This is a genomic window from Virgibacillus oceani (assembly GCF_041521345.1).
In the GTDB taxonomy this organism is placed as follows: Bacteria; Bacillota; Bacilli; order Bacillales; family Amphibacillaceae; genus Virgibacillus_N; species Virgibacillus_N oceani_A.
Genome location: NZ_JBGOHB010000028.1, coordinates 1 through 25057, shown reverse-complemented (window position 1 = coordinate 25057; position 25057 = coordinate 1). Strand labels below are relative to the sequence as shown.

General features: G+C 40.0%; 22 protein-coding genes and 2 riboswitches. Of the genes, 1 reads left to right on the top strand and 21 read right to left on the bottom strand.

The window, feature by feature from the left end; genetic code table 11:
* Positions 1-10: 10 nt before the first annotated feature.
* Genes ACDX78_RS17725 through ACDX78_RS17670 form a run of 12 tightly spaced genes read right to left on the bottom strand, consistent with a single transcriptional unit; the run spans position 11 to position 9987 of the window.
* Positions 11-736 (bottom strand): ATP-binding protein, encoded by a 726-nt coding sequence (locus ACDX78_RS17725; protein WP_486029497.1) that lies wholly within the window; start codon positions 734-736, stop codon positions 11-13.
* Complete coding sequence (locus tag ACDX78_RS17720; protein ID WP_486029496.1) at positions 737-1318, bottom strand: cob(I)yrinic acid a,c-diamide adenosyltransferase; 582 nt, start codon at positions 1316-1318, stop codon at positions 737-739.
* Positions 1315-1767: a bifunctional adenosylcobinamide kinase/adenosylcobinamide-phosphate guanylyltransferase gene (locus ACDX78_RS17715; protein WP_486029495.1), complete on the bottom strand. Its 453-nt coding sequence runs from the start codon at positions 1765-1767 to the stop codon at positions 1315-1317. Before ACDX78_RS17715 ends, ACDX78_RS17720 begins: the two co-directional genes overlap by 4 nt.
* Positions 1701-2345 (bottom strand): histidine phosphatase family protein, encoded by a 645-nt coding sequence (locus tag ACDX78_RS17710; RefSeq protein ID WP_486029494.1) that lies wholly within the window; start codon positions 2343-2345, stop codon positions 1701-1703. The genes ACDX78_RS17715 and ACDX78_RS17710 overlap by 67 nt, the downstream gene beginning before the upstream one ends.
* Positions 2303-3097 carry an adenosylcobinamide-GDP ribazoletransferase gene (locus tag ACDX78_RS17705; RefSeq protein ID WP_486029493.1) on the bottom strand — a complete coding sequence of 265 codons (795 nt, stop codon included), beginning with the start codon at positions 3095-3097 and terminating at the stop codon, positions 2303-2305. The genes ACDX78_RS17710 and ACDX78_RS17705 overlap by 43 nt, the downstream gene beginning before the upstream one ends.
* Positions 3094-3942: a cobyric acid synthase gene (locus ACDX78_RS17700; RefSeq protein WP_486029492.1), complete on the bottom strand. Its 849-nt coding sequence runs from the start codon at positions 3940-3942 to the stop codon at positions 3094-3096. Before ACDX78_RS17700 ends, ACDX78_RS17705 begins: the two co-directional genes overlap by 4 nt.
* 2 nt (positions 3943-3944) lie before the next feature.
* Positions 3945-4514, bottom strand: coding sequence for a bifunctional adenosylcobinamide kinase/adenosylcobinamide-phosphate guanylyltransferase (locus ACDX78_RS17695; protein WP_486029491.1), 570 nt, complete (start codon positions 4512-4514; stop codon positions 3945-3947).
* Positions 4496-5572: a threonine-phosphate decarboxylase CobD gene (gene cobD / locus ACDX78_RS17690; RefSeq protein WP_486029490.1), complete on the bottom strand. Its 1077-nt coding sequence runs from the start codon at positions 5570-5572 to the stop codon at positions 4496-4498. The genes ACDX78_RS17695 and cobD overlap by 19 nt, the downstream gene beginning before the upstream one ends.
* Entirely contained in the window at positions 5547-6512 is a 966-nt protein-coding gene (cbiB, locus tag ACDX78_RS17685; RefSeq protein WP_486029489.1) for an adenosylcobinamide-phosphate synthase CbiB, read from the bottom strand. Before cbiB ends, cobD begins: the two co-directional genes overlap by 26 nt.
* The gene (locus ACDX78_RS17680; RefSeq protein ID WP_486029488.1) at positions 6512-7981 is read right to left on the bottom strand and encodes an adenosylcobinamide amidohydrolase; all 1470 of its coding nucleotides are present in this window, start codon (positions 7979-7981) and stop codon (positions 6512-6514) included. Before ACDX78_RS17680 ends, cbiB begins: the two co-directional genes overlap by 1 nt.
* A gap of 1 nt (position 7982) precedes the next feature.
* A complete protein-coding gene (locus ACDX78_RS17675) occupies positions 7983-9044 on the bottom strand; it encodes a FecCD family ABC transporter permease (protein ID WP_486029487.1) in 1062 nt (353 codons plus the stop codon).
* A complete protein-coding gene (locus tag ACDX78_RS17670) occupies positions 9004-9987 on the bottom strand; it encodes an ABC transporter substrate-binding protein (protein ID WP_486029486.1) in 984 nt (327 codons plus the stop codon). The genes ACDX78_RS17675 and ACDX78_RS17670 overlap by 41 nt, the downstream gene beginning before the upstream one ends.
* 167 nt (positions 9988-10154) lie before the next feature.
* Positions 10155-10337: riboswitch (cobalamin riboswitch) on the bottom strand.
* 253 nt (positions 10338-10590) lie between these two features.
* Between ACDX78_RS17670 and ACDX78_RS17665 the strand changes: the two genes are divergently transcribed.
* The gene (locus tag ACDX78_RS17665) at positions 10591-11037 is read left to right on the top strand and encodes a DUF3995 domain-containing protein (RefSeq protein WP_486029485.1); all 447 of its coding nucleotides are present in this window, start codon (positions 10591-10593) and stop codon (positions 11035-11037) included.
* Between the two features lie 59 nt (positions 11038-11096).
* Here the strand turns inward: ACDX78_RS17665 and ACDX78_RS17660 are convergent, their stop codons facing one another.
* From ACDX78_RS17660 to ACDX78_RS17620, 9 genes are all read right to left on the bottom strand, one after another.
* Positions 11097-11672 (bottom strand): ECF transporter S component, encoded by a 576-nt coding sequence (locus ACDX78_RS17660; RefSeq protein ID WP_486029484.1) that lies wholly within the window; start codon positions 11670-11672, stop codon positions 11097-11099.
* A gap of 153 nt (positions 11673-11825) precedes the next feature.
* Positions 11826-11974, bottom strand: a riboswitch (FMN riboswitch).
* A gap of 390 nt (positions 11975-12364) precedes the next feature.
* Entirely contained in the window at positions 12365-13342 is a 978-nt protein-coding gene (locus ACDX78_RS17655; RefSeq protein ID WP_486029483.1) for an ABC transporter ATP-binding protein, read from the bottom strand.
* Positions 13335-14330: an ABC transporter ATP-binding protein gene (locus ACDX78_RS17650; RefSeq protein ID WP_486029482.1), complete on the bottom strand. Its 996-nt coding sequence runs from the start codon at positions 14328-14330 to the stop codon at positions 13335-13337. The genes ACDX78_RS17655 and ACDX78_RS17650 overlap by 8 nt, the downstream gene beginning before the upstream one ends.
* 1 nt (position 14331) lies before the next feature.
* Complete coding sequence (locus ACDX78_RS17645) at positions 14332-15537, bottom strand: anhydro-N-acetylmuramic acid kinase (protein ID WP_486029481.1); 1206 nt, start codon at positions 15535-15537, stop codon at positions 14332-14334.
* Between the two features lie 29 nt (positions 15538-15566).
* Positions 15567-16397, bottom strand: a complete 831-nt coding sequence (locus tag ACDX78_RS17640; protein ID WP_486029480.1) for an ABC transporter permease — start codon at positions 16395-16397, stop codon at positions 15567-15569.
* A gap of 35 nt (positions 16398-16432) precedes the next feature.
* Positions 16433-17377 carry an ABC transporter permease gene (locus ACDX78_RS17635; RefSeq protein WP_486029479.1) on the bottom strand — a complete coding sequence of 315 codons (945 nt, stop codon included), beginning with the start codon at positions 17375-17377 and terminating at the stop codon, positions 16433-16435.
* Positions 17378-17431: 54 nt separating this feature from the next.
* Positions 17432-19027 carry an ABC transporter substrate-binding protein gene (locus ACDX78_RS17630; RefSeq protein WP_486029478.1) on the bottom strand — a complete coding sequence of 532 codons (1596 nt, stop codon included), beginning with the start codon at positions 19025-19027 and terminating at the stop codon, positions 17432-17434.
* 11 nt (positions 19028-19038) lie between these two features.
* Positions 19039-20103: a serine hydrolase domain-containing protein gene (locus tag ACDX78_RS17625; protein WP_486029477.1), complete on the bottom strand. Its 1065-nt coding sequence runs from the start codon at positions 20101-20103 to the stop codon at positions 19039-19041.
* Positions 20104-21417: 1314 nt separating this feature from the next.
* Positions 21418-24732, bottom strand: a complete 3315-nt coding sequence (locus ACDX78_RS17620; RefSeq protein ID WP_486029540.1) for a S8 family serine peptidase — start codon at positions 24730-24732, stop codon at positions 21418-21420.
* Positions 24733-25057: the final 325 nt, after the last annotated feature.

Here is a 25057-nt window from a genome sequence, read left to right as displayed (position 1 = left end):
CTGCTCAAATTTAAGTATCAATTTGTTCTATTGTCACTTCATGAAACAAATCTGCCGCTATTTCTTTCACTTTTTCCCTCTTACTTTCTTTAAAAACAACAATAAAACAAGTAGCAGGTCCTGAAGACTTCTGCATGTCCAGGTCAGTCGTAAATCTCAATGGCCGGTCTGCAAAAAAGTGCTCCAATTCATATAAAATTCCTTTTGAACCGATAGGCACCAAAGATAGAATGTCACGTTGATTGGCGAACCATTGGAACAGCTTGAGCGGGGCAATAGCATGTTTATTGTCAATGACTTCATTACCAACCAGCGGTTCACCGATAACTGCTGCTTTCATTTTTTCCATATCAGAATAAATTGCTTCTTCCAACCCTTTTTTCCTTCGTCCAATTATACTCATTCCAACTGCTGACTGCATGAGTGAAAAATTCGTCTCCGTGCTGCCGGTAATCTTCAAATCTTCTATCTCCAATTCTTGCATCCCGCGTTGAATCCCCTTGACCATCTGAGTCCAAGCCGCTTCACCGGAGAAATTGTGCAAGACGACAGCAAAGGGCGCTGCTCCTGCAGCCACACATTCCATCCAAGCGACTCGAAAATTAAAATAGGACACAATGTCATACGGCACTTGCACGACATCCTGTTCGCGCATCCCGGTTGATCCACTGTTATCCGTTGCAATAACCAGCTCCTCTTCATCATTCAACGGGATCACTGCTACATCCCTTTTCAATTACTTCTCCTTGCTGCGGCCGCTGCGGAAAACCTTTGCACTTCGCACGTATTCTACGTCGGGAACTTCCAGCCTATAATTAATTAATCTGGCTAATGCAAAAAAGTAATCAGAAAGCCGATTTACATATTGTAAAGTAACCGGCGGCACATTTTCATCCTGTTTCATTAATTTTACAATCAATCGCTCTGCACGTCTGGCTACTGTTCTGGCAATATGGATGGTTGCAGCAGGTTTCGATCCACCAGGTAAAATAAAACGCTCCACATCAGGTGTTTCTTCTGTCAGCACATCAATCCGTGCTTCTAAATAATCGACCATTACTTCTTTTAGTTTATTTTCTCTTTTCTCCAGTACACTGGAAAGATCCCCGCCACAATCAAATAGCTCATGCTGAATTTTTTCCAAGTCATCAAGCACATCAGAAAATTTATCCTTGTCAAGCTCGGTCATTGCTCTGCCGACAAATCCGTTCAGTTCATCCACAGTTCCGTAAGCCACTACCCGAATATCATCTTTGTCAACCCGTCCGCCAATAAGGGCTGTTTGTCCTTTGTCACCTGTTCTTGTATAAATTTTCATTGCAAATTCCTCCCTTTTAATTGGTTGTTTATCCCATACCATATAACATCAAATCGCTCGCAGTTTTCTACCAAGTCCTGATAAAACCAGCCGGTCATATCTCGCCACTTCCGATCAACTTGTTCAATTGGAACAATACCCTTAGAAATATCTGTTCCAATCACAACGAGCTGGTATCCTGGATGCTGCTGTGTCCACCCAACCCATTTTTCAATTAATGCTTTGCCAGCATTTCGGGTAAACGCCGTATTTTCCTCCGCAACCTTTCGCCGAATCCACTGTTCCACGCCTTCTAAAATGATCAAATCGGTATTATACTTTGATAAGTCATCGGGACATGGCACCCTTTCATAAGCCGATATCCAAGTATGGTATTTGTCACTTAATTCATAACACTGCTTGACCCACCCAGCTTTTCCGTTGTAGGCACCACCTGTAACGACATGCATTTTTCACCCCTCCTGAACGCTTCTTTTGTCCAAATCAATTGGTATCCGCCACCATAAGGTATCTTCCACTCAAAGAATGGTTTATCACTTGCAGACCAGGTCGAAAGCAGCTGGCGAATCACCCCGCCATGTGCCACGATCACCGCATTCGTTGCTTCTGTTTCACCTATTTTCCCGGCAACCTTCTTCCGGCCAATTTCTACTCTTTTTTCAAAATCATAATAAGATTCACCGTGTGGCGGGCGGCGGGAAAAAGGATTAGATAACCAATTTATATACGCCTTTTGACTTTTCAATTGTTCGTACGTCTTTCCTTCAAATAAACCAAAATTCATTTCTTTCATATCAGGGACAATATTTAATTTTTGATTGGGAAAAAGTATTTCAGCCGTTTGCAAACAGCGAACCATCGGGCTGGAAAAAATCATATCATGCTGCTCGTAATCTTTTCGTTTCTGATACATCATTTCTTTTCCTTTATCACTAAGGGGAGCGTCAGTCCAGCCGATATATGCCCGTCTTTCATTTTCTTCTGTCATCCCATGGCGTAATAATGAAATAGCCACACAATTATCCATAAACTAATTTCTCCTCCTTCTCTTGCTGCCCCGGTAACATCCCCCGTTATACCGCCAAACCATTTTAATGACTTCCTGCGAAATAAAATAAACAAAATATATTTCATGATAAGCAAGATGAGTAAATGAATGAAATAATCTTGCGCTAATAGCGCACTGCCAAGGAACAAAATAAGCATATACGCTGGATATATCCATAAAGTTTTTGGTTGAGTCGCTTTTCTAAAAAAGTATGCCATTCCTTCTTCTTTAGCTAAGGGAACGCGAGCCAACATCATCCCCATGAGTGTTTTGCCGAAAAACGGGATAACTAAAACGAATAGGTAAGTTGAAGTGTTCGCCATTAAAATAATTTCATATAAAAAGAAAAAGCGGGCAGCTAATAGTACGATCACACTCAGCACACCAAAAGCCCCAACCCGGGAATCTTCCATAATACGAAGACGCTTCTCTTTATCGCGATAGGAAAAAAAAGCATCACTGCAGTCAATCCAGGCATCTAAGTGAATACCGCCGGTTAAAACGATCATCAGAAGCCAAAGTAAAAAGGCGACTGCCAGAGCTGACAAAGGCGTCCACTCTAACATCATGTATAAAAAGCCGGCATAAATAACGCCTTGCATCAATCCTGAAATCGGAAACGTCTGTATGGCCCGTTCGTAATTCTTCTTTACTGAGGGTACCTCTGCCTGTAACGGGATAATACTAAAAAATTGTATATTTAAAATGAGGCCATAAATATATGCTTTCATCGTTTATCCCACTGGTCCACTATTTCTTTAATTTGTTTCCAATCAAGGTGCTGTTTCATCTTTTGTGCTATTTGATCTATTTGATGATCTGCAGGCAAGCTTGAAGGAGTGGCATTAGAATCATTGAGCAGGAGGACTTTGTCATCCTCTTCTTCAATGTCATGATCCATAAATGGCAATACACCAAGAACAGGCAGTGCTGTTCTTTCTTCCATTAATTTTATCCCATCGTGGAATCGTGCTCTATCCCCTTGAAATTTATTAATGATTATTCCCTTCACCCGTTCTCTTTCCGCTGGTTCCAGTAATTCAAGCGTACCGACGATGCTCGCAAATGCCCCGCCCCTATGAATATCTGCAACAAGCAATACAGGTACATCTGCAAGTGCTGCAGTTTTCATGTTGGAAACATCTCGTTCTTTTAAATTAAGTTCTACCGGGCTCCCTGCACCTTCTAAAACAAGCAGATCATATTGTCTGCTTAATTGTTCCAGCGATGATTGAATTACGTTAATCCACTTGTCATAGATAGCATTAGGATTGTCTGTTTTCTCAAACCGTCCTTTTGTTTTTCCAAGCAGGATTACTTCCGATTGATCGTTTCCTAAAGTTAAGGAGGTTGGATTCATTAAAACAGAAGGTTCCGTTTTAGCCGCTCTTGCTTGAATGGCTTGGGATTTGGCAATTTTCTCACCTTGGATATTTGTATAGAAATGGTGGGTAACATTTTGCGCCTTGAATGGTGCCACATGATACCCATCTTCATAAAACAAGCGGCAGCATACTGTTGCAATTAAGCTTTTTCCAACACTCGAGGCGGTACCTTGAATCATAATTCCTTTCATATTCAGGGTCTCTCCTTCTTTAAAATAGGTATTCCAGCTTCTACAAGATAGGCTTTCTCCGCACGGTTCACCATTGCCTGGTGAAGTTTTCCTAAAAGATGCGAATATGACTTTACGACTTTTTCGTCTGACATTGGTTCTGTTAAAACTTCATTGGAAACGATGATAAGTGTATTAACCACATTTGTAAGTTGAACAATCCCGTCTATTATAGCATCGTAAATTTTCTTTTTATCGCAGCTTTCGCCTGGATCCTTATATCGAAAAAGTTCATTCGATAAAAGGATTGTCAAACAATCGAGTAACACAATATCAGATTGTTTAAAATGAGGAACAATTTCATGCAAGTCTACAGGCCACTCCCATGTTTTCCAAGCGGTTCCACTTCTTTCCCGATCTCTTTGGTGGCGTTTAATTCTATTCACCATTTCTTCATCCGCTGGTTTTGACGTGGCAATATAATGTAAATTTCCTGCTTTTGTGTTCGCCTCGGAAGCTGCATATTCCTCTGCAAATGAACTTTTCCCGCTCCTCACCCCGCCTGTAACGAAGATCAGCTCTCCTGTTTCCATTTTGCCAATGCCTCCAAAAGTATATTATTTTCACTTTGCTGTCTAATTGCAAAGCGCAGATATCGCCCATCCAACCCGGGATAATTTTCAGTATGTCTTGGAACAATCCCTTTTTTCAATAAATACTGGAGTAAAGAAGATTGATTGTGCAGCGAGGGATCCCGAAGCAAATAAAAATTAACCTTGCTGTCTGAAAGATGATAGCCCAGCTTATTTAAATCACGCATGATCCGCTTTCTTTCCCCATGAATAAACTGTTTTGTTTTACGGACATACGTCTTATCCTTCAAAGCTGCTTTTCCGGCTTCGAGTGCTAAGGTATTTACGCTCCAATGAGGCTGAATACTTTTCAATTTCCCCAATAAATGCGGGTTAGTCATCAGAAATCCAAGTCTCAAACCTGCAATAGAATACATTTTCGTTAGCGATCGTAAGATGATTAAATAACTGCTTTCCGTAATGAAACTTGCAAGACTTTGGCCTTCTTCCAGAAAATCCAGAAAAGCTTCATCAACAATCAAATAGCAACGATACTTCTCGCACGCTTTTAAAACGTTCAATAAATCTGTTTGTGAATAGCTTACGCCAGTTGGGTTATTGGGATGGCATATAAATAATGCATCCACAGCATCAAGCTGGCTTGATATTTCCTCTGTGTTCAATTGCCAATCATCATCAGGAAGATGGATATATGTAATGTGACAGCCATACGCCCTTGCCGTTTTTTCATATTCAGAAAAGGCAGGCTGCGTGATCCCTATCGATTTTCCTGAGAAATGACTTGCAACTAAAGTAATCAGTTCAGCACCGCCATTCCCCAATAATATGGATGAAGTATCAATACTTTCCATTTCCGAGATAATTTTGATTAATTCCTTGCCTTGCGGATCAGGATAATCTTCAATTAACATGAACCACGATGGCCATTTTTCCTTCAGTTTGAAGGGTGGCCCGAACGGATTTAAATTAACACTAAAATCAATGATTTCTGCAGGCATTGGAAGCGCATACGCTTCATATAAATAAGCCGGATTAGATCCATGTGATGGTAAGGTCAAAGATGATTCCTCCTATAAGTAAGGTGACTAAAAATAGATTGACGGTTCGCTGCATTATTTTAATACTTTCCGCAATATGTTTAAGCTGCAGCCGATTTACAGGTTCACCCATTTCCATTCGGTAGGACTCCTGCCCTTGGTAATAGTTTAAACCACCAAGGCGAACTCCGAGAAGCACAGCAACAGGCGCTTCTCCCCAGCCGCTGTTCGGACTTGGGTGCTTTTTAGCGTCACGAAAAAGAATATACCATGCCTCTTTGCAGGAAATTTGTCCCGAACGGTAGCCAAGCATCATAATAAAACCTGTCAGACGGGATGGCAGCCAATTTACAATATCGTCCAGCCTTGCTGATGCCCAGCCAAAGTTTTGATAAGAAACATTCCTATAGCCCACCATGGAGTCACATGTATTAATCAAACGGTACGTCAATGCAAGCGGGGCCCCACCGATTGCGGCCCAAAACAATGGTGCGGTAATGCCGTCACTCGTATTTTCAGCCACTGTTTCAACGGTTCCCCGAATGATTTCTTCTTCTGGTAATTGATCCGTATCCCGTCCTACAATATTGGATAGTTTTTGACGAGCTAGTTCTATATCACCGGTTCCCAGCGGCTCTCCAACCTCCAAAGCCGCTTCTTTGAGTCCTTTTTGGGCGATTGTCGTTGCAATGAGGACTGCTTCAGCTATAACCCTAATTACAGGATGGATGTAATAAGCAAGCGTAACGACTCCGATAGATAAGCCCAATATAATAAAGATTAAAATAATCAGCATGAACAAACCTTTTATCTTTTGACACTGCCCTTCATTCCATTTTTTATCAAAATAACTTATCATTTTCCCGAAGCTTTTTACAGGATGCGGCAGTTGAGGCGGGTCACCTATGATACGATCAATAACAACAGCTAGCACGATAGCGATAAGATGATGATAAATCATTATCTGCTGTTTCTCCTTTTAAAGTAATTTTCCAATGCTTTTTTCGTACATTGGTACACACCTTTACCGACAAGCTGGCCAAGCGGTGTGGCCGTCCCGCCATAGCTGAGCACTTTCCCTTGTTGTGATGCTCCGATTAATATACTGTCTGTTGACGTACCAGTTGCTGTTGTATTTGTTTCTGCATCCAATATTCCCATTTCCTTTATTGCTGAGACTTTTGCTTCGGTTGCTGTCATGATGGATTGAATAAACGCTTCTTCACTTAATTTCCCATTCACCAATACCCATATATTGATCGTACCTGGCTTGATTTCCATTGTTCTTTTTTGACCTCGGGAAGCATCGACTGCGTTGCCACTTGCTGCAGTAACGACAATGAACACCGAGCATGCCTCTGCTTCAAGAAAATGAAAGCTAACATCTGATAACCATGCCGCTGTCATCATGCCCACTGTGTCATTGGGATGAAATCCGTTGGCAATTAAATAGTCTTTCATTTCAAGTTTATGGTCTGAACAATTGTAGGTTTGATCCACATGGCGATTGACAAAAGCGCTATGCCAGCCAACACCGTCGCCCGTCACTCCTGAAGACATTGTCCTTAACGGCTCACTTGTTTCCAATGTGATTTTTTCATCCGTTATTTGCAGTAAATCCTCGCTAATGATCACATTCCTTTGCCTTGCAAAAAAACTGGGAACAAGCATCATCTGTGTTTTTGCTACCTTAGGATGTGGATGCGCTTCAATGGCGGCACCATAAACATCCTGGATCCGTTCTCTTTTCAGCACTTCATTTGAATTATCGCATATCACCTTTTTCCCGTCCTGTAACAAAAGCAGGCGATCGCAATATAATCCAGCTAAATTTAAATCATGAAAAATGGAAATCACTGTTAAATCTTTTTCCTTTGTCCAGCTTTTCAGCACATCCAGCAATTCTTTCTGATAGGCAATATCAAGGTGATTAGTCGGTTCGTCAAGCAAAAGAATTTCCGGATCCTGAGCTAAAGCCTGTGCAAGAAAAACCCGCTGCCGTTCCCCTCCAGATAACGTATCAATTGCATCATGCTGATACGCTTCAACACCTGTTTGTTTCATTACATCTTGAATGATTGATTCATCTTCTTCACTCATGGATTGAAACAAACCTTTCTGATGTGCATATCGGCCTAATGATACCGTTTCTTTTACCGTGTAGCTGAATGTCTGTACGGCATTTTGCGGAAGTACAGCCACTAATTGGGCAAACTTTTTTGTGTCGTACAGAGATATCGGTTCATCTTTTATCCTGATTTCACCTTGTTTTATCGCCAGAATTCGGCTGATCGTTTTTAAAAGCGTTGTTTTTCCGCTTCCATTTGGACCAATGATGCCAAAGAGCTCTCCTTTTTGAATATGAAATGAGATGTCTTTAATAATCGTTTCATTAAAATAGCCACAGGATAAGCTATCTACCTCAATCATGTTATCCTCTTCTTTCCATACGGTTTTTTGTTAAAATAACGGCAAAGATCGGTGCTCCTATAAGCGCGGTGATGACACCAATTGGCAATTCAGAAGGGGAAATAATCGTCCTTGAGACCAAATCCGCAAGAATAAGAAAACTCCCGCCCGCAAGTGCGGATAACGGCAGTAAATGTACATGATTGGGTCCCCACAGGATACGGATAAAATGCGGAATAACTAGGCCTACGAAACCGATTGTTCCGGATACCGCTACAGCAGCTCCTGTTAAGATCGAACCTGCGATCAAAATACTCATTTTTTTCCGTTCTACATTCACCCCTAAATATTGAGCCTGTTCCTCCCCGAAAGACATCGCATTTAGCTCTTTCGCATGAAATATTAATAAAATAGCACCGACTAGGAAAAAAGGCATGATAATTTGAATATGGTCCCAGCCCCTCATGGAAACACTGCCCAGCAGCCAGCCGATAATTTGTCTTAATTCTTCTCCGGTTAAAGCAATCATTAAAGAAATAAGGGCTCCTAAAAAAGAACTGAAAATAACACCTGTTAATATAATTGTCTCCACGCGCATTGCCCGGTCGATTCGCTGGGCGAAAAATAGCACGATAAATATCGTTAGAAATGACGCAATAATACTAAATACAGGCAAGGTAAATGAACCTAAGAATGGAAGTGATATCCCAAAAAAGATGGTAAACACTGCACCGACAGAAGCACCCGAGGATACTCCCAGTGTGTAAGGGTCTGCAAGCGGGTTACGCAACAAACCCTGGAAGGCGGCCCCTGCTATGGCAAGAGAAGCCCCCACAAACCCTGATAAAAGTACCCGAGGCAGACGAATATTCCATACAATATTATCGTGCATGGATTCTACGGTGCCCCATGATAATCCAGGAATTAATTTTGAAATTACTATTTGGATAATACTGGAAAAAGGAACAGAAACGGTTCCAATGGATGTACCCAATAAAATGGTAAATACCAACAAAACAGTAAGAAGAATATATGCGAAAAATTTACTGCTCTTCGAAAACTTCCGGATAGATGGCTTTTGCAAGCGTCTCCGCTCCTTCTGTTAAACGAGGCCCCGGGCGACTGATAATATCAGTGTCTACAAGGATGACATCTTCATTTTGTACTGCCGTTATATCCTGCCATGCATCACGACTTAAAACCTGTCCAACTGGATCTTCAACAAAATCATAACTCAAAATAATCACATCCGGATTTTGTTCCACGATGGCTTCCTCACTTAATTCTACCCAGCCCTCTTGGTCCGCTGCGATGTTTATCGCATTGATTTTGGTTAAAATTTCATTTTCAAATGTATTATTGCCCGGCGTAAAAATTTCAGGTTCCGGTGAAATTTCAATGAAAACTTTTTCCCTATCCGCTTCAGCGATTTCATTTGCTTTTTCCTCTAAAGCAGCCAAATCATCCTGCATGCCAATAATAATTTCCTCCCCTTCTGTTTCTGTTCCTGTTGCAGCAGCTATCATTTCAATGGATTCATAAACCTGATCAAAATTTATAGCATCATTCACCGTTAACACTGTTATGCCGGAATCCTTTATTTGGTCAATACCCTCCGGTGGATTGGTGGGATGTGCTAAGACTAAATCAGGTTCAAGCGAGAGAATCATTTCAACATTTAATTCCAGTCCACCAATTGTTTCTTTTTCCAAAGCTTCTTCCGGGTAGTTATCGTGGTCGGAAACACCAACTATTCTTTCATCAAGTCCAAGGGCAAAAGCTATTTCGGTATTACTTGGCATAAGTGAAACAATGGATTCCGGCGCTTGTTCAATCGTTACTTCCTCTCCGGCACTGTCTTCCATTGTAACTGGAAACGCCGACTCATCGCCTGCTGACTGATCATTTTCTTCTGTGATTTCATCTTCCGCAGTATCGGTTTCACCATTCTCTTCAGCTGCACCACAACCAGCCAAAATTCCAGCAATAATTAATAATGTGAGCAAAAATATATTTACTTTTTTCAATTTAATTCCCCCAATTGTTATTATGTTTTGTTACAATATGGACATCCGTAAAACATATTTTATCCGTTAAAAAAACATCTCTGATCACAGAGATGTCGAATAAATAAACGTGGACCCATAGATTCCTCATTTACCTTTCATACACCCCCCTATCCGCGTAGGTTTGATTGGCGCAGTAAAATAAGGCAGGTCTCCTGACTCATGGCTGATTTATGTTTTCCTTCCCATGCCTCGTTGCACAGTGGATTTAAACATTCTTTACCATTTACAGTGGCGGGACCATGTTGGATTTTCACCAAACTTCCCTTTTTAAGTCTCGTAATTCAGACACCTTATTTATAAGCTTTATTCAATTTTACGCTACTAAAATTATACAACACCTCTTTTAATTAGCAAAGAATAAGCAATGGACATTAAGAGCTGTTTCAGACAAATATTGCATACACCAGTGCGTGACTTCAGCTTTCCAGTAAGAATCTAACAATAAATAATAGGTCAAATGAAGGAAAACAGAAAATTGTGTATGCTGTCTTGTCAATTTGCTGTAATATTTGAGTCGTGATCATGTTGCAAAAGTAAAAGAGGGAGCCGGAGGAAATACATATGAAAACAAATAAACTTTTTCTGTCATTGGGTGTAGTGTGGACACTAACGTTTGCTGCCATGAGCTTTTACTGGGCCCTGGGAGGCATGATCGGAGTTAGATCGCTCGGCGGGGCAATTTATGAACAGTCTTTAAACCCGGATCCAGCCTTTATCCTGGTTGTTTGGCTGACAGGCTTCGTAAAGTTATTCGGGGCGGTCCTGCTGTTTCTGCTTTTAGTACATTGGAGAAAAACCTGGTTAAAATGGACATTCTATTACACAATAAAAATTTCGGGTATCCTTTTATTTACATATGGCCTTCTCAACTTCATTACCATAAGTTTGAGTGCCTTTGGAGTACTAGATTTTGATCTGGACAGTTATGCGACTTATTGGCGGCTTGTGTTTTGGGAACCGTTCTGGATGCTCGGAGGTCTGTTTTATTATTTTGCTGCGGGGAAGTGAAATGATTTTGCAAATGCAAAAAAAGCCAACCTCTTTTGAGATCAGCTTTTGTTATAATCTTAAGCAATATCGAGCCGTTTTTGTTCGATCCAGCTGCGCATTTTCACAAACAGCGGTACGAACATTAACCCTACAATGATCCCTTTTATCACGTTAAACGGCAGAATACCATACAACACAGCATAAAACTTGACGCTAGTAATATGCATTTCTTCCATTCCCATAAACCATGCATAAACTGGTAAAATGATGAGATAGTTTAATATACTCATCCCGACTGCCATAACAATGGTTCCAACGATAAGACCGGATACAACACTTTTTACGCCTTTTTTGAATTTATGGTAAAGAATTGCTACGGGTACCACAAACATAATTCCTGCCAAAAAGTTGGAAGCCACGCCAACCGGTTCTCCGCCGCCGATGGCCATATAAAGCAGGTTTTTTATTCCAACTACTGTCACACCAGCCATTGGCGAGAAAATGAGCGATGCCATTAGTGCAGGTATATCACTAAAGTCGATCTTCAAATACGGCGGCAGAAATGGCAGCGGGAAATTAAAGAAAAATAGTACAAGAGATATCGTTCCAAGCAATGCCAGAATAATAAGTTTTAAAAGGTTTCTGTTTTTCATCTTCTTTCTCCTCCATCTTGTCTCGATTCCTATCTCGTTGATGAAGGAAAAGCCTTTAGCTCCAATGAACATTAAAAACCCTAAAGCATAATGGGGCTTTAGGGTATAGTTCGTCAATGGAAAACCGGGCGCATTAAAATGCACCAAGTGGCTCAACATCTTCTCCCATCCAGACTGTAACTGTCGGTTCCGGACTCACACCGGATCCACCGCTCAAGCAATACGCTTTCACGGGTCACGGACTTGAAGCTATACAGCTCCTTACCGTCGGTCGGGAATTTCACCCTGCCCCGAAGATTGGAATCGAATATTTAATTATAACTCCATTATACATAAAATTATTCTGATTTCAAGAGGAATGCTTTTTTTGAGTTTACCTATTTTCCTCAAGAAAAATACATTTTAACTTGACCTGTTGCTTTTATACCTTTCACCATTTCATTCACACGATGAAAAAAGCTTTTCTATTTCAATGTCATAAACATAAGCATGATGGACACCAATAAAATATTCTTTTTAGTCTCGGGAAATTACGATCCCATTTTTTTGCCTAATATAGTGTCCGTATAAATTAAATCATTTTCGGTCCCTCAGGTTTATATTTTACTATTTTTTCTCCTATTCAGGGGATCCATCCAATATCTCTCGCAAAATAAGTAAACATGGAATTCACTTAAATTCTTACTCCATTTCTACTCATTATATAAATGGCAAGCAACCCAATGACTTTTTTCAACTTCTTGAAAAGCTGGATTTTCGGCCACACAGCGGTCATGCGCATGCGGACACCTCAACCTGAAAGGACATCCTGAAGGGGGATTGGATGGATCAGGTACATCCCCTTTTAGAATAATTCTCTTTTTCTTTTCCTTCGTCGACAAGCTCGGTATCGCAGAAAGCAATGCCTGCGTATAAGGATGGAGTGGATTATCATACAGCTTATCGGTTTCAGTGAGTTCCATCATCTGCCCAAGATACATCACGCCGACGCGGTCACTTAAATGCTTAACGACATTCAAGTCATGGGAAATAAAAATATAAGTCAAATCAAATTCATCTTGCAGGTCACTTAATAGATTTAAAATCTGGGATTGGACAGATACATCCAAAGCTGAAACAGCTTCATCTAAAATAACAAGTTTTGGATTGACAATCAATGCTCTCGCAATACTGATCCGCTGGCGTTGACCGCCACTGAACTCATGTGGATATCTTTCCAATTGTTTTTTGGAGAGACCCACTTTTTCTATCATGTTAGCGGCTTGTTCTTTCGCCTCTTTTTTTGTGCACATGTTATGCGTTAACAAAGGTTCTATTAAAAGCTCTTCCACTTTCATCCGCGGGTTCAATGAGCTATACGGATCCTGGAAAATTAATTGAAAATCCTTTCTCTTTTGCCTAAATTCTTTTTTATTGAAATCATAGAGATTTTCGCCGTTAAACCACACTTCTCCTTCAGTCGGTTCAAGCAAACGTAATATCGTTCTTCCAGCTGTTGATTTTCCACAACCACTTTCACCGACAATTGAAAATGTCTCATTCTCTTTGATCGAAAACGTAATGCCATCAACTGCTTTGACATGACCTTTAGTTGTCTTGAAAACGCCACCTTTAATTGGGAAATGTTTTTTTAAATTTTTAACTTCTAATACGACTGGTTTCTCACTCAATTGACTTCGCCTCCTTCTCATGAAGCCAACACTTGCTGGCATGATCGTCTCCGACTTGAAATTCAGGAGGTTCTTGCTTGAAACACTTCTCAAAAGCAAAAGGACATCTTGTCGCAAACCGGCAACCTAGCTCTTGATAATTATCCGGTGTTGGAACATTTCCTGGAATCGAATATAATTTTTGAGACCGGTCTCCCAATGTTTTGATAGATTTTAACAATCCTTGAGTATAAGGGTGCTGTGGATGATCAAACACTTCTTTCACCGTCGACTCCTCTACAATTTGTCCCGCGTACATGACGGCCACACGGTCACAAGTTTCTAATATGACGCCTAGGTCATGGGTGATCATCAAGATTGCTGTGTCATGATTATCCGTGAGATCATTCATCAAGTCCAAAATTTGTGCTTGTATCGTAACATCAAGCGCTGTAGTCGGTTCATCTGCAATTAAAAGCTTTGGATCGCAAATGAGTGCCATTGCAATCATAACCCGTTGACGCATCCCGCCAGACAACTGATGCGGGTATTCTTGCATAATTTTCTCAGGTCTTGAAATGCCCACACTATCAAGCATATCTATTGCTCTTGCAAGCATCTCTTTTTTGTTCATTTTACGGTGTGCTTCTAAAACTTCTAAAATTTGATTTTCTATCGTATGAAGTGGATCGAGGGCCGTCATTGGTTCCTGGAAAATCATTGAAATATCGTCTCCTCTTACACCGCGCATCTCTTTTTTATTTAATTTATTCAAAACTTTTTCTTCATTTGTCCTTAAAATAATTTCGCCAGAATCGACCGATAAATTATCCGATAACAGATTGATCATCGCTAAGGAAGTTAAACTTTTACCACTTCCAGACTCACCGACAATCCCGTATTTCATTTTTTTATCGATCGATAGATTGATATTTTTAATAATATTATATTCTTTTCTTTTTGATTTATAGTCAATTGATACATCTTTAAGTTCCAGTAAACTTGCCAATTTAACTCCCCCTTATAGCAAGTACCTTTTCAAAGGTATTCGGTTGCGTATAACTTAGCTTGCCCATGATAACTTTATTGTCAGCATTTGTTGCAGATTCAATTGTATTTGTCTCTCCTTTTAAGAAATGATAGCCAAGGACAACAAAAGCAGCTGCTTCTTTCATATCTCCCGAAATACCGAATTCATCAATGGTAGTTACATCTTGATCAGGCAAATAGTTTTGTAAAAACTTTAGTAAAGTCTTGTTGTGACTTCCACCACCTGAGATGACAACTTCATCCAGTCGAAGGCCGCTATTTATAATAAAATCTTGGTAAGTTTGTGCAATTGTCTTCGCCGTCCAAGCCGTAATACTTGCTACGAGATCATTTTTTCTTAAGTTGGATTGATCACTTAATGCCATGACTTGATCGACATAGGCTTTACCGAAAACTTCCCTTCCAGTAGTCTTAGGGGGCTTTCTAGAAAAATACTCATGCCTCATGAGTTCCGCAACAAAATCATCATTAACTTCGCCTGCAGCAGCCCATTCGCCGTTCTGATCATAAGTTTTTTCTTTAGACGACAATCGATAGACAACTTCATCAATCACCATGTTTCCAGGTCCTGTATCGAAAGAAAAAGGTTTCTTATCTGCTTGAACTCCCAAGTAAGTCACATTGCCGATTCCACCGATATTTTGGAGAGCTCTTGCTTTTTTCTGACTATTAAAGAACACATAATCAAAAAATGAAACGAGTGGAGCTCCTTGACCACCTGCTGCCATATCAGCTGTACGGAAGTCTCCAACAACAGGTAAACCTGTTCTTTCTGAAATGACTGAAATATCCCCGATTTGCAAGGTGCTCTTCAGACTAAAAGATTCTACGCCCTCATCAGGCAGGTGATAAATAGTTTGTCCATGACTACTAATAAAATCAACATCACTCATTGCATAATTTGATTTCTCCATTAGTTTCACTACTGCCTGACTGAACTTTTCACCTAAGTAAAAATTCATCGAAGTGATTTCATCGACTCGAGCAGTTCGTTCATCACATAAATCCATGATTTTTTGTTTTTCATCTTCTGAATAAGAAATATTATATGAATCCAGAATTTCTATTTCTGTATCAAAACCTGTGCCATTAATTTTGCATAAAACAGCGTCGATTCCATCAAGAGAAGTTCCTGACATGAGGCCGATTCCTAATTTCGCAGGCATACCACTCATCCTTTTCGTTTAATTATTACTTACTGTCTTAATTTCGGATCTAATAAATCTCGCAAACTATCACCTAATAGATTAAAACAGAAAATCGTTAAGATAATTGCAACAACGGGAAAAACTGTCAACCAAGGAGCGATCTCCATATAGGCTCTGCTTTCATTTAACATCACACCCCAAGACGGATTGGGTGGTTGGACACCGAGACCTAAAAAGCTTAGCGCTGCTTCTGTCAAAATAGCTCCAGATAATGCAAGTGTAATTTGCACGATAAATGGCGCCATGACATTCGGAGTGATATGTTTCAAAATTATTTTTATATTGCTGACACCAACTGCTTTGGCATTTAAAATATATTCATTTTCTTTTACCGTCAAAACGGCGGATCGGATCAACCTAGTAAATACAGGTGTAAATACAATTCCAATAGCAATCATTGTGTTGGTTAAACTAGGGCCTAAAACAGCAATGATCGTTAATGCAAGTAAAATATCAGGAAAAGCAAAAAATACATCCATAACCCGCATAATAATTTGATCTGTCTTTCCTTGATAAAAACCAGCCAAAAGTCCAAAAATCAATCCTAACGTAGCGCCAATTCCTACAGCGATCAGACCAACTTGCAGTGAAACTTGCGCGCCATGGACGATTCGGGAAAATATGTCTCTTCCGAAATCATCTGTCCCAAATAGAAATTGTGAACTCGGCGCCTCCATGACATGTTCCGTATGCATTTGATCAGGTGAATAGGGAGTAATTACTGGAGCAAGCAAGGCTAAAACAACAACAATGACGATACCAATCAATCCGGCAAGGCCAACTTTATCTTCCTTCAGTTTTTGAATGAATTCTGTCATGTAAATCCCACTTTCTCTGAAACATCAACTTTTGATTATTTGTATGTGATTCTCGGATCTAAATAAGCGTAAAGCAAATCGACAAGCAAGTTAATCAGTACAAAAACAAAGGCAATGAACAGAATTGCCCCTTGTACCACTGTAAAATCACGTTGATTAATTCCTGTCAAAACCATCTGACCAAGACCAGGCAAAGAAAAGATTTGCTCAATGATAACCGTCCCCCCCAAAAGAACACCGACTTGCATCCCGATAATCGTCAAAATAGGGATCATCGCATTTTTGAAAGCGTGATTAAAAATAACGATGCGCTCCTTAACACCTTTCGCACGAACGGTCCGAATAAAATCCTGGCGCAAAACTTCCAGAATCGATGAACGCGTCATCCGCATGACCGCACCAGCCATTGCAGTTCCCAATACGAAGGCTGGCAGGAACAAAATTTGCAAGTTTCTTAATGGCTCTTCAAAGAAACCAACATAACCTACAGGCGGGCTATAGTTAAACACTAACGATAAAATCAAAATCAAGATGGTCGCTAGTGCAAAGTTAGGAATAGATACCCCAAATAACGAAATAATCCTTACAGAAAAATCTGTTTTACTATTTCTATTAATTCCAGCAATGATGCCAAGTGGAATCGCCACAATCCAAGATATAATGGCAGCCATTAAAGTTAATTCAAAAGTAATTGCAAAACGGCTTAAAATCTCTGGTAAAATTTCTGCTCCCGTTCTCATTGAGACGCCGAAATCACCGCCTAAAACCCCTGAAATCCATAAGAAATACTGCTCATGTACGGGTAAATCCAAGCCAAATCTACCCCGTAAAGCGGATAGAGATTCCTCTGTAGCACTCGTTCCTAATATGGTTTGTGCTACATCTCCTGGTATAACACGGAGCGTAAAGAATATGACAATCGACACACCGAACAGAACTGGTATGATCATTAGAAGTCTTCTAATAATATATGAATACATAGATCTCACCCTCAACTAGAAATATGAGGCTGCTTTAAAGCAGCCTCATATTATTTATTTTTTAGATGTTTCATCAATATCTTCTGCGTTATGAGGATATGGTGTATAATTTTCCACTGTATTCCGAACAGCAACGTAGTTTGATGGTGAAACAAAGAACAAGTTAGGCGATTGTTCTAGTAGATAGTTTTGAGCTTCCGTATAAATTTCATTTCTTTCGTTTTCATCAATTGTAGTTTTACCTTCATAGACGATTTCATCATATGTTTCGTCCGCGTAACCCCATACGTTTGCCGAACCTTCAGAATTAAAGAAGTAGTTCATCGCCCGGTCAGGATCGCTTCCGGAACCATTTCGACCAATCAATATGTCAGCAGAGGTGTTTGTCCAAATATCAAGGTATTCCCCCCACTCGACTTGGCTAATCGTCGCATTGACGCCAATTTCAGCCCACTGTTGTTGCAGAATTTGAGCTGTATCAATCATATCGTCATAAGTAGAAGCTGTAGTAATTTCAATTTCAAACCCCTCTGGATACCCTGCATCTTCAAGCAAATCACGAGCTTGATCTAGATCATTGGAATAAAGCTCATGTTGTGTGACATCGATTGACCAATCACCCATAGATGGAGCGATTGGGCCAGAAACAACTGCCTGTCCATCCCACACTATATCAACGATGCTTTCTCGGTTTGTCGCCATGCTCAACGCTTGACGTACTTTTTCATCGCTTAGAATTTCATGATTCATATCAAAACCTGCGTAACTATACTCAAGTGTTTGATATTCCATTATATTAATTCCATCTTCAGCTTCAAGCAATTCAGCAGATTGCGCCGTCACTGTGGTCATATCTATCTCGCCTGTGCGAATCGAAGAAAGTCTTGCTGCTTCATCCACCATCGTATAGTATTCAACTTGGTCAAGGGCTGGTTGACCATCAACAAAATAATCCTCGTTTTTAACCAGCGTAACACTGTTGTCAGGTACCCATTCTTCAAATTTAAATGGGCCTGTCCCGACGGCAACTTGTTGTAAGTCTCCATTTTCTTCAACAACAGATTGATTGACAATCGCTGCACTCGAGTTTGTGAAGTTTGTCAGCAACGTTGCATCCGGTTCAGAAAGATTGAATGCAACTTTGTGTGTATCTGTCGCTTCGATGCTATCGACTGAGCTAAAATATGACGCTATATGAGAACCTGTTTCTTCATCCAGGATTCTTTCAAAGCTATAAACAACATCTTCAGCCGTCACGTCATCTCCGTTATGGAAAGTGGCACCTTCTCTTAGCTGGAACACCAATGTAGTATCATCGGTCCAATCCCATTCTTCAGCTAAATCTGGCGTGATTTCCATATTCTCATCAAACCCAACAAGCGTACTATAAACTTTTGAATAAACTCTTACAGAAGAATGTGCAGGGGTGATATGTGGGTCAAGTCCTGCAGGCTCTTGATCGTTGGCGATTTTCAGAATCTGTTCCCCTGCCGTTTCTTCCGACTCTCCTGTATCTTCACTTGATTCTTCAGACGATTGATCATCATTGTTATCTATAGATTCAACACTATCGTCACCACCACATGCAGCAAGTAATATCATCAATGTGATAGCTAATAAAGCAACAAGAATTTTTTTGTTTTTAATCATCTTAATCCTCCCTAGGTATCTTTTAATGAATTTTGTATTTCGTGATGTATTTCCATTCTGAAACCATTTACATTTCTAGGCTCTTTAACATTCAGACGGTTCGTTAAAACTATTCCTGTAATGGAATTTTCAGGATCTAACCAGATGGATGTGCCTGTAAAACCTGTATGCCCAAATCCCGTTGGAAATGGTTCACCTGAATGCCAACCTAAACCTCGATTTCCAACGAGGTTATTTAATGAAAGCTTCACTAGGCTTTGATTGATAAATTCATTTCCTTCAATTTGACCTCCTTTCAAATAAAGAGCTAAAATTTTGTCCAAATCATCCGTGGTTCCAAATAGGCCCGCATGGCCAGCTTCTCCTCCAAAGTAATAAAAAGCATTTCCATCATTTACTTCACCGTGAATAGCTTCCTCAAAAGATCTCCATCCATCAAATAATAGGTGTCGTTCTTGTACCATCTTTCTCTCTGTACGATTTCCGAATTCAGTTGAAACGACGAATGGATTTTCTTTCAAGGAACCATATGATAAACTTGGCAGATTTAAAGGCTCAACTATATTCTCTTGCAAAAATTGTGATAGATTCTTTTCACTGATAGACTTAATAATTTCACCCAATAGCATATAATTCAAATCACTATAAACGACTTTTGAATCTGAATGATGTTTAAGATCAATGTCAGCCAAAGCTTCCAGGAAACTTCTTGGATGTAAGGTATAAAAAGGATACCAAGCTCGTAATCCAGACGAATGTGTCAATAATTCTTTAACAGTAATATTATTTATTTCTTGCACTCGATCAGACAATGGTAATAATTTACTAAGTCTAGTTTCTAAACCAAACCTCTTTTCAGTAATCAACCTCAAAATCCCAGTCATGGTTATGATTTTCGTCAAACTGGCCAAGTCAAAAATAGGTTTTTCTATTTGATTCGATAACCAGCTGCCATTTTGATAAGTGGATGAAACCGTATATCTATTATCCTTTCTAAACAAAAGATCAACAGTATTAAAATATTCATCTGGCAGATAGGTTTCCGTAATGAATTGAATTCTTTTTTCTATACGCATGAGAGAAACACCTCATCACCTAGTAGCTTAGGTTAGTTCTACGTGATTAAATATACTATTTATCAGCAAGAACTGAATTGCCTTGTTGACAAACCCATTTGATTTTTCGAGGGCGAATATCACTTTTTCAAAAGGCTGTTCGGTCATTAACATAACAATTGCTGGTTTCACTTAAAAATCCGTTACATTCAAAACCATTTTTTGTGCTGTACCTGCTTAAATCTCTTGGACCCTGCCAATACTTCTGAGCCGGTCTCGACTTCGATTTTATGATCCGCATATATACTAACGACGCTATCTTTATTGCTTGTTAAACTAATCGATGCTCATCCAACCTTTTGGGCATATTTCAAAGCACCAACGACATAGGGTGTTCTACCGCTTGGAGCAATTCCAACCACGATATCTCTGTCATTCAAGTTTCTTTTTTGAAGGTACTTTCACCTATTTCCTCTTTGTATTCAGCACCTTCGACTGAGTACATAATGGGTTATTTCGCCACCTGCCATAACTTCTTACACTTGCTCACGAGAAGTACTCAAGGATGGCTGGCATTCTACGGAATACAAAATTCAAATTCAGCCACTCGTGCCAGAACTAACATAAAATAAACGCTCGCCTTTTTGAAACTTTCACAAATTATTTGAGTTATCATTTCAATAGTAAGTAATTCTCAAATAACTGCATCAGCGACTTTATGGTCTTCCTCATTCATCAATTTCTGAGATTGTCATCTGATCCAATTCTTTCTATTTTGCATTCTGCTTTTCTGTTTTATACTTTGATAACAGATAGTTTTCAAACCTTCCCCACTTTACGAAACCCTTTTCATAAAATTTTTAAATAAGAGTTTTAAGGGCTTATTTATATGTTTGCTACATTATATAAAATTAAAAATCATTAGTCAATATAAATTTTGAAAAAATATTTTGGTTGTTAGTAGATTCAATTCATATTATTCTTGTTCAAAGGGAGGATTTACTGAAGATAAGTGAATTACATTTTAATAGAAATCCGGTTGATATAAATTGCTTAGACAATCTACAATATGTTTCTCTCATTTTTATTAAATTCATTTCCAAGGTAAAAAGCAGGATTATTGGAATGATTCACCTATTTATTGTATTAGCCACATCCAAAAAATTAAATTAAAAGATTAACCTATCAATCTTAAATCATTTCCAACCTTCATCAACCAATGAAGGTTGGAACACTGAAACGGTTTCCTTATGCAATAAAAAGAGCACAGAGACATACCGCCTCTGCACCCTTCAAAATTTAACCATTTCGCAACAAAAGAACCGTCCCCATGTTTCACTCCACGTTAATAATCAGTCTACCTTCAGCTTGCTCACGGGTTTCGTTTCTGAAATCATCTACAGCTTTTACTTCAATCACTGCTCCACCAGCATAAGCATTGCGTGGTACGGTATAATAGCCTACATAATTACCTGGTGTTGTTTCCATCATCGGTAATTCTGTAGCATTCAACGTCTGTGTACCAAAGTCTGTCAATGGCATGTGCACAACAAAGCTTGTACGCAGTCCCGGCTCACTTTCAAACTCAATCATCACGGATTGACCTGTTTCGAGTTCTATATCTTCTTCAGGTGTTAAGTTAGTGATTTCGGGTGCAGTATATTTGGCAAATATGGTTAATGTTTCTGTTGTCGTATTACCGGCAAAGTCTGTGGCCTCAACTTCAATCACATTTTCCCCTTCATTAAGCAGAATACGCTGTGAAAACGCCCCTTCATCAGATACGGCAGTTTCCTGACCGTTAATCGCTACCGTGTCAAGATTTTCATCGCTTACAGTACCTTCCACAGTTGCTGTTTCACGATTAGTTTTATCACCATCTATTGGACTATCAACCTTTAGTTCAGGAGATTCTGTGTCAACTGTAACTAGGACCAAATCGGATTCTTTCGCGGCTTCCCCATCTACGTATGCTATAGCTGTCAATTCATTATCCCCTTCTTTGAGTGGAACATCTATGTTAAAAGTGCCATTTTCCCCAACATTAGTAAATTCGGCCGCTTTACCATTATTCATCACACGGACATCGGTTTCCGCTGTAGCTGTACCTTCTACGTTAATTTCCGTATGCTTAGTTACTAATCCGTTTTCCGGTGAAGAGATTACCGGTGTATCCACTTCATATTCAACTACAGAGCGAATCATCTTATTTCCCGTTAGAAAATCAGGTTCCAATTGATACCAGAAGCCTTTATACATTTCCCAGCTTCTGTCGGTAAACTCATCCTTATCATTCTGAAGCCTTGGTGCTGTTTCCCTACCCTCAGACTGAATATAGACCATATAGAATTCTTCTTCTACCAAAATTCCATAATCGCGCAAGTCTACAATAGTCCAGCTGCCATCCTTCACTGCAGTGGCATCAATAGGTCCAGCAATCATCTCTCCAGGTGCACCATTCGGACCATTTGCATCCATTACCGCAACTTGAAATTGGTCCCCGCCACCAGCAGAGAAAAGAAATTTACCTTCCGTCACTAATGCATGTTCTTGACCTTCATCAAGGGACATCCTGACTCCCCAGGCATTATCCGCTTCCTGAAACCAACTCCCACCTTCACCGGTTCCATCATCATAAGCCAATTCACCGCCTGGGTAGCTGTAGAACGGTTCAAGATCAATGTTAAATGTTTTATTGTCCTCGGAAATTGATACATCTACTCTTTCTGTAACATTTCCATTTGCAGAAACTCTTAGCGTATAATCACCTTCATAGGCCACGAACGAATATTCTCCATGTTCATTGGTCTGTACCGGCTCAACATTCGCATCCTCTGCCAGCAGCACATAAGCTGCTTCAATAGGCTCACTGGTCTTCGCATCTGTTACTTTCCCGTTAACCGTCACCTCTGGTATTTCTTCCATGAAAAAATTCAATTCTGCTATTTCATTCTCAGTTAAATCCATCTCCTCTTCCACCGTATAGTAACCATATGATTCGGCCTGCAAAACATGTTCTCCTCCAGCATAACGAAACATATATGATCCATCATCAGGATTTGTTTTTACTGAACGATTTTTACCCTGTACACTTACCTCAGCATCAAGTGGCAGCTGCGTTATTTGTTCTGTAACACTTCCTTCTACTGTAGCTACCCCGCTATCTACAGCCATCACAGCATTTTCAGCATCGACTAGGCCATAGCCATATCCATTATTCGGGGTATCCGGATATTCGTCATCTGTTAATGGGTTTGCTGTTTCCATTAAAATTTCCTCTATTTCTTCGACATCAAAGCTCCTGTTTGCTTGAATCAATAAAGCAATAACACCGGAAACTGCTGGAGCAGCCATGGATGTTCCGTTATTTCCCTCATATTCACCTCCCGGAATAGAAGAACGGATACCCTGTCCGGGCGCTGTTACATCCGGCTTGATTTCATCATATGGAGACGGCCCTCGAAGTGAAAAATTGGCCACATCATCTCCAACATCCAATGCCCCGACCGCGAAAGATTCCGGGTAATTTGCCGGTGTAGCAACCGAACCAGGTCCTCCGCTATTATTACTGTCTACGTTACCTGCAGCAAAAACCGGGAAAATATTTGCGTTACGCCACTCCGTTACAACATCACGATACCATTCATCCAATCCAGGACCACCGCCCCAAGAATTATTGACAATATCAGGGGCAAGATCTACACGCGTATTTCCATCTGCATCTGTTGGTGCTAAAACCCATTCCGCTGCAGCCAGTAAATCAGCATCCGTAGCTGTTCCATCCGCGTTGAATGCTTTTATTCCAATCCACTGAGCCCCAGGAGCTAGTCCAATTCGGTTCACACCATCACTTTCACTTCCTACCATCGTTCCTGTTACATGCGTACCGTGACCCTGGTCATCATATGGCTCCTCTTCTGATCCGGTAGCATCAAACCAATTGTAATCATGATCAACTATACCCGTTCCAACCTCAAAACCACGATATTTTTCCTTTAGAGCAGGGTGATCCCACTGTACGCCAGTATCAATACTTGCGACTACTGTCCCGGCTCCATCAAAACCCATCTCCCATACAGCAGGAGCATTTAGTCTATCAACATTCCATTCTATATTCTCTGTTTCTAATTGTGGAACAGCTTCAAGTTGTGATATAACTTTCGATTCAGGTACTGGAGTTGTTAAATACCTCGTTTCATTCGGCAGAAGCTTCTCCACTTCTGAAAGTCCTGCAATTTTTTCTGCCACTGCTTTTGTTGCTGTCACAGCGACTGCATTAACAATGAAATAGGAATGTACAAGTTCAGCATCCCCTTTTTCAACTTCTTTTTCCAAGATCTTCATTGTGCTCTGCTGCTCTTTTAATGCAACTTCTTTTAATACATTAACCACATTGGAGCGTTGATGAAATTCTGCTTTTTGAGCTGATAAGTTGTTAGCCTGTGCATCACTTTTCGCTTCTTCTACGACTTTTTCTGTATCTGCCGTTTCTTTAAATTTAACTAAAAACGTTACCTTTTCATCATCATCCCATTGACTTATTAAACGATCATTCAGCTTAGCCATAGGACTGTTGCTCTTATCATGTAACACATTTCGATTCTCCAGATTCCCTTCCGCAAAACCCGGAGTGATGATAGAGAAAACCATCACCACTACCATTACCAGACTTAAAAACTTTATTTGATAAACACTATTCCTCCGCAAATAAACGCCTCCTTGTTTGCAACAAAGGGACAGTTCTTCTGTTGCAAAAAAAGAACCATCCAATTGTTATCTATTATTACTATAGTAAATATCCTACCTGACTTATGCCGTATTTTGTCGATAAAGTGAAACTTCATTCAATGGGGGTTTTCTTTTCATCCCCCACTGAAACAACCATGGCTATGCTACGCATCGCCACCAACTACCATGAAAATGAATTTCTAAACGAAATAGAAGTATTCATTTAGAAAAATATGGAGATATAGTT

Bases quoted from the DNA above. Each gene is read 5' to 3' on its own strand.
- ACDX78_RS17720 (WP_486029496.1), bottom strand. From the start codon at position 1,318: ATGAAAATTTATACAAGAACAGGTGACAAAGGACAAACAGCCCTTATT.
- ACDX78_RS17715 (WP_486029495.1), bottom strand. From the start codon at position 1,767: ATGCATGTCGTTACAGGTGGTGCCTACAACGGAAAAGCTGGGTGGGTC.
- ACDX78_RS17710 (WP_486029494.1), bottom strand. From the start codon at position 2,345: ATGGATAATTGTGTGGCTATTTCATTATTACGCCATGGGATGACAGAA.
- ACDX78_RS17705 (WP_486029493.1), bottom strand. From the start codon at position 3,097: ATGAAAGCATATATTTATGGCCTCATTTTAAATATACAATTTTTTAGT.
- ACDX78_RS17700 (WP_486029492.1), bottom strand. From the start codon at position 3,942: ATGAAAGGAATTATGATTCAAGGTACCGCCTCGAGTGTTGGAAAAAGC.
- ACDX78_RS17695 (WP_486029491.1), bottom strand. From the start codon at position 4,514: ATGGAAACAGGAGAGCTGATCTTCGTTACAGGCGGGGTGAGGAGCGGG.
- cbiB (WP_486029489.1), bottom strand. From the start codon at position 6,512: ATGATTTATCATCATCTTATCGCTATCGTGCTAGCTGTTGTTATTGAT.
- ACDX78_RS17680 (WP_486029488.1), bottom strand. From the start codon at position 7,981: ATGATTGAGGTAGATAGCTTATCCTGTGGCTATTTTAATGAAACGATT.
- ACDX78_RS17665 (WP_486029485.1), top strand. From the start codon at position 10,591: ATGAAAACAAATAAACTTTTTCTGTCATTGGGTGTAGTGTGGACACTA.
- ACDX78_RS17660 (WP_486029484.1), bottom strand. From the start codon at position 11,672: ATGAAAAACAGAAACCTTTTAAAACTTATTATTCTGGCATTGCTTGGA.
- ACDX78_RS17645 (WP_486029481.1), bottom strand. From the start codon at position 15,537: ATGCCTGCGAAATTAGGAATCGGCCTCATGTCAGGAACTTCTCTTGAT.
- ACDX78_RS17640 (WP_486029480.1), bottom strand. From the start codon at position 16,397: ATGACAGAATTCATTCAAAAACTGAAGGAAGATAAAGTTGGCCTTGCC.
- ACDX78_RS17635 (WP_486029479.1), bottom strand. From the start codon at position 17,377: ATGTATTCATATATTATTAGAAGACTTCTAATGATCATACCAGTTCTG.
- ACDX78_RS17630 (WP_486029478.1), bottom strand. From the start codon at position 19,027: ATGATTAAAAACAAAAAAATTCTTGTTGCTTTATTAGCTATCACATTG.
- ACDX78_RS17625 (WP_486029477.1), bottom strand. From the start codon at position 20,103: ATGCGTATAGAAAAAAGAATTCAATTCATTACGGAAACCTATCTGCCA.
- ACDX78_RS17620 (WP_486029540.1), bottom strand. From the start codon at position 24,732: ATGGTTTTCTCTATCATCACTCCGGGTTTTGCGGAAGGGAATCTGGAG.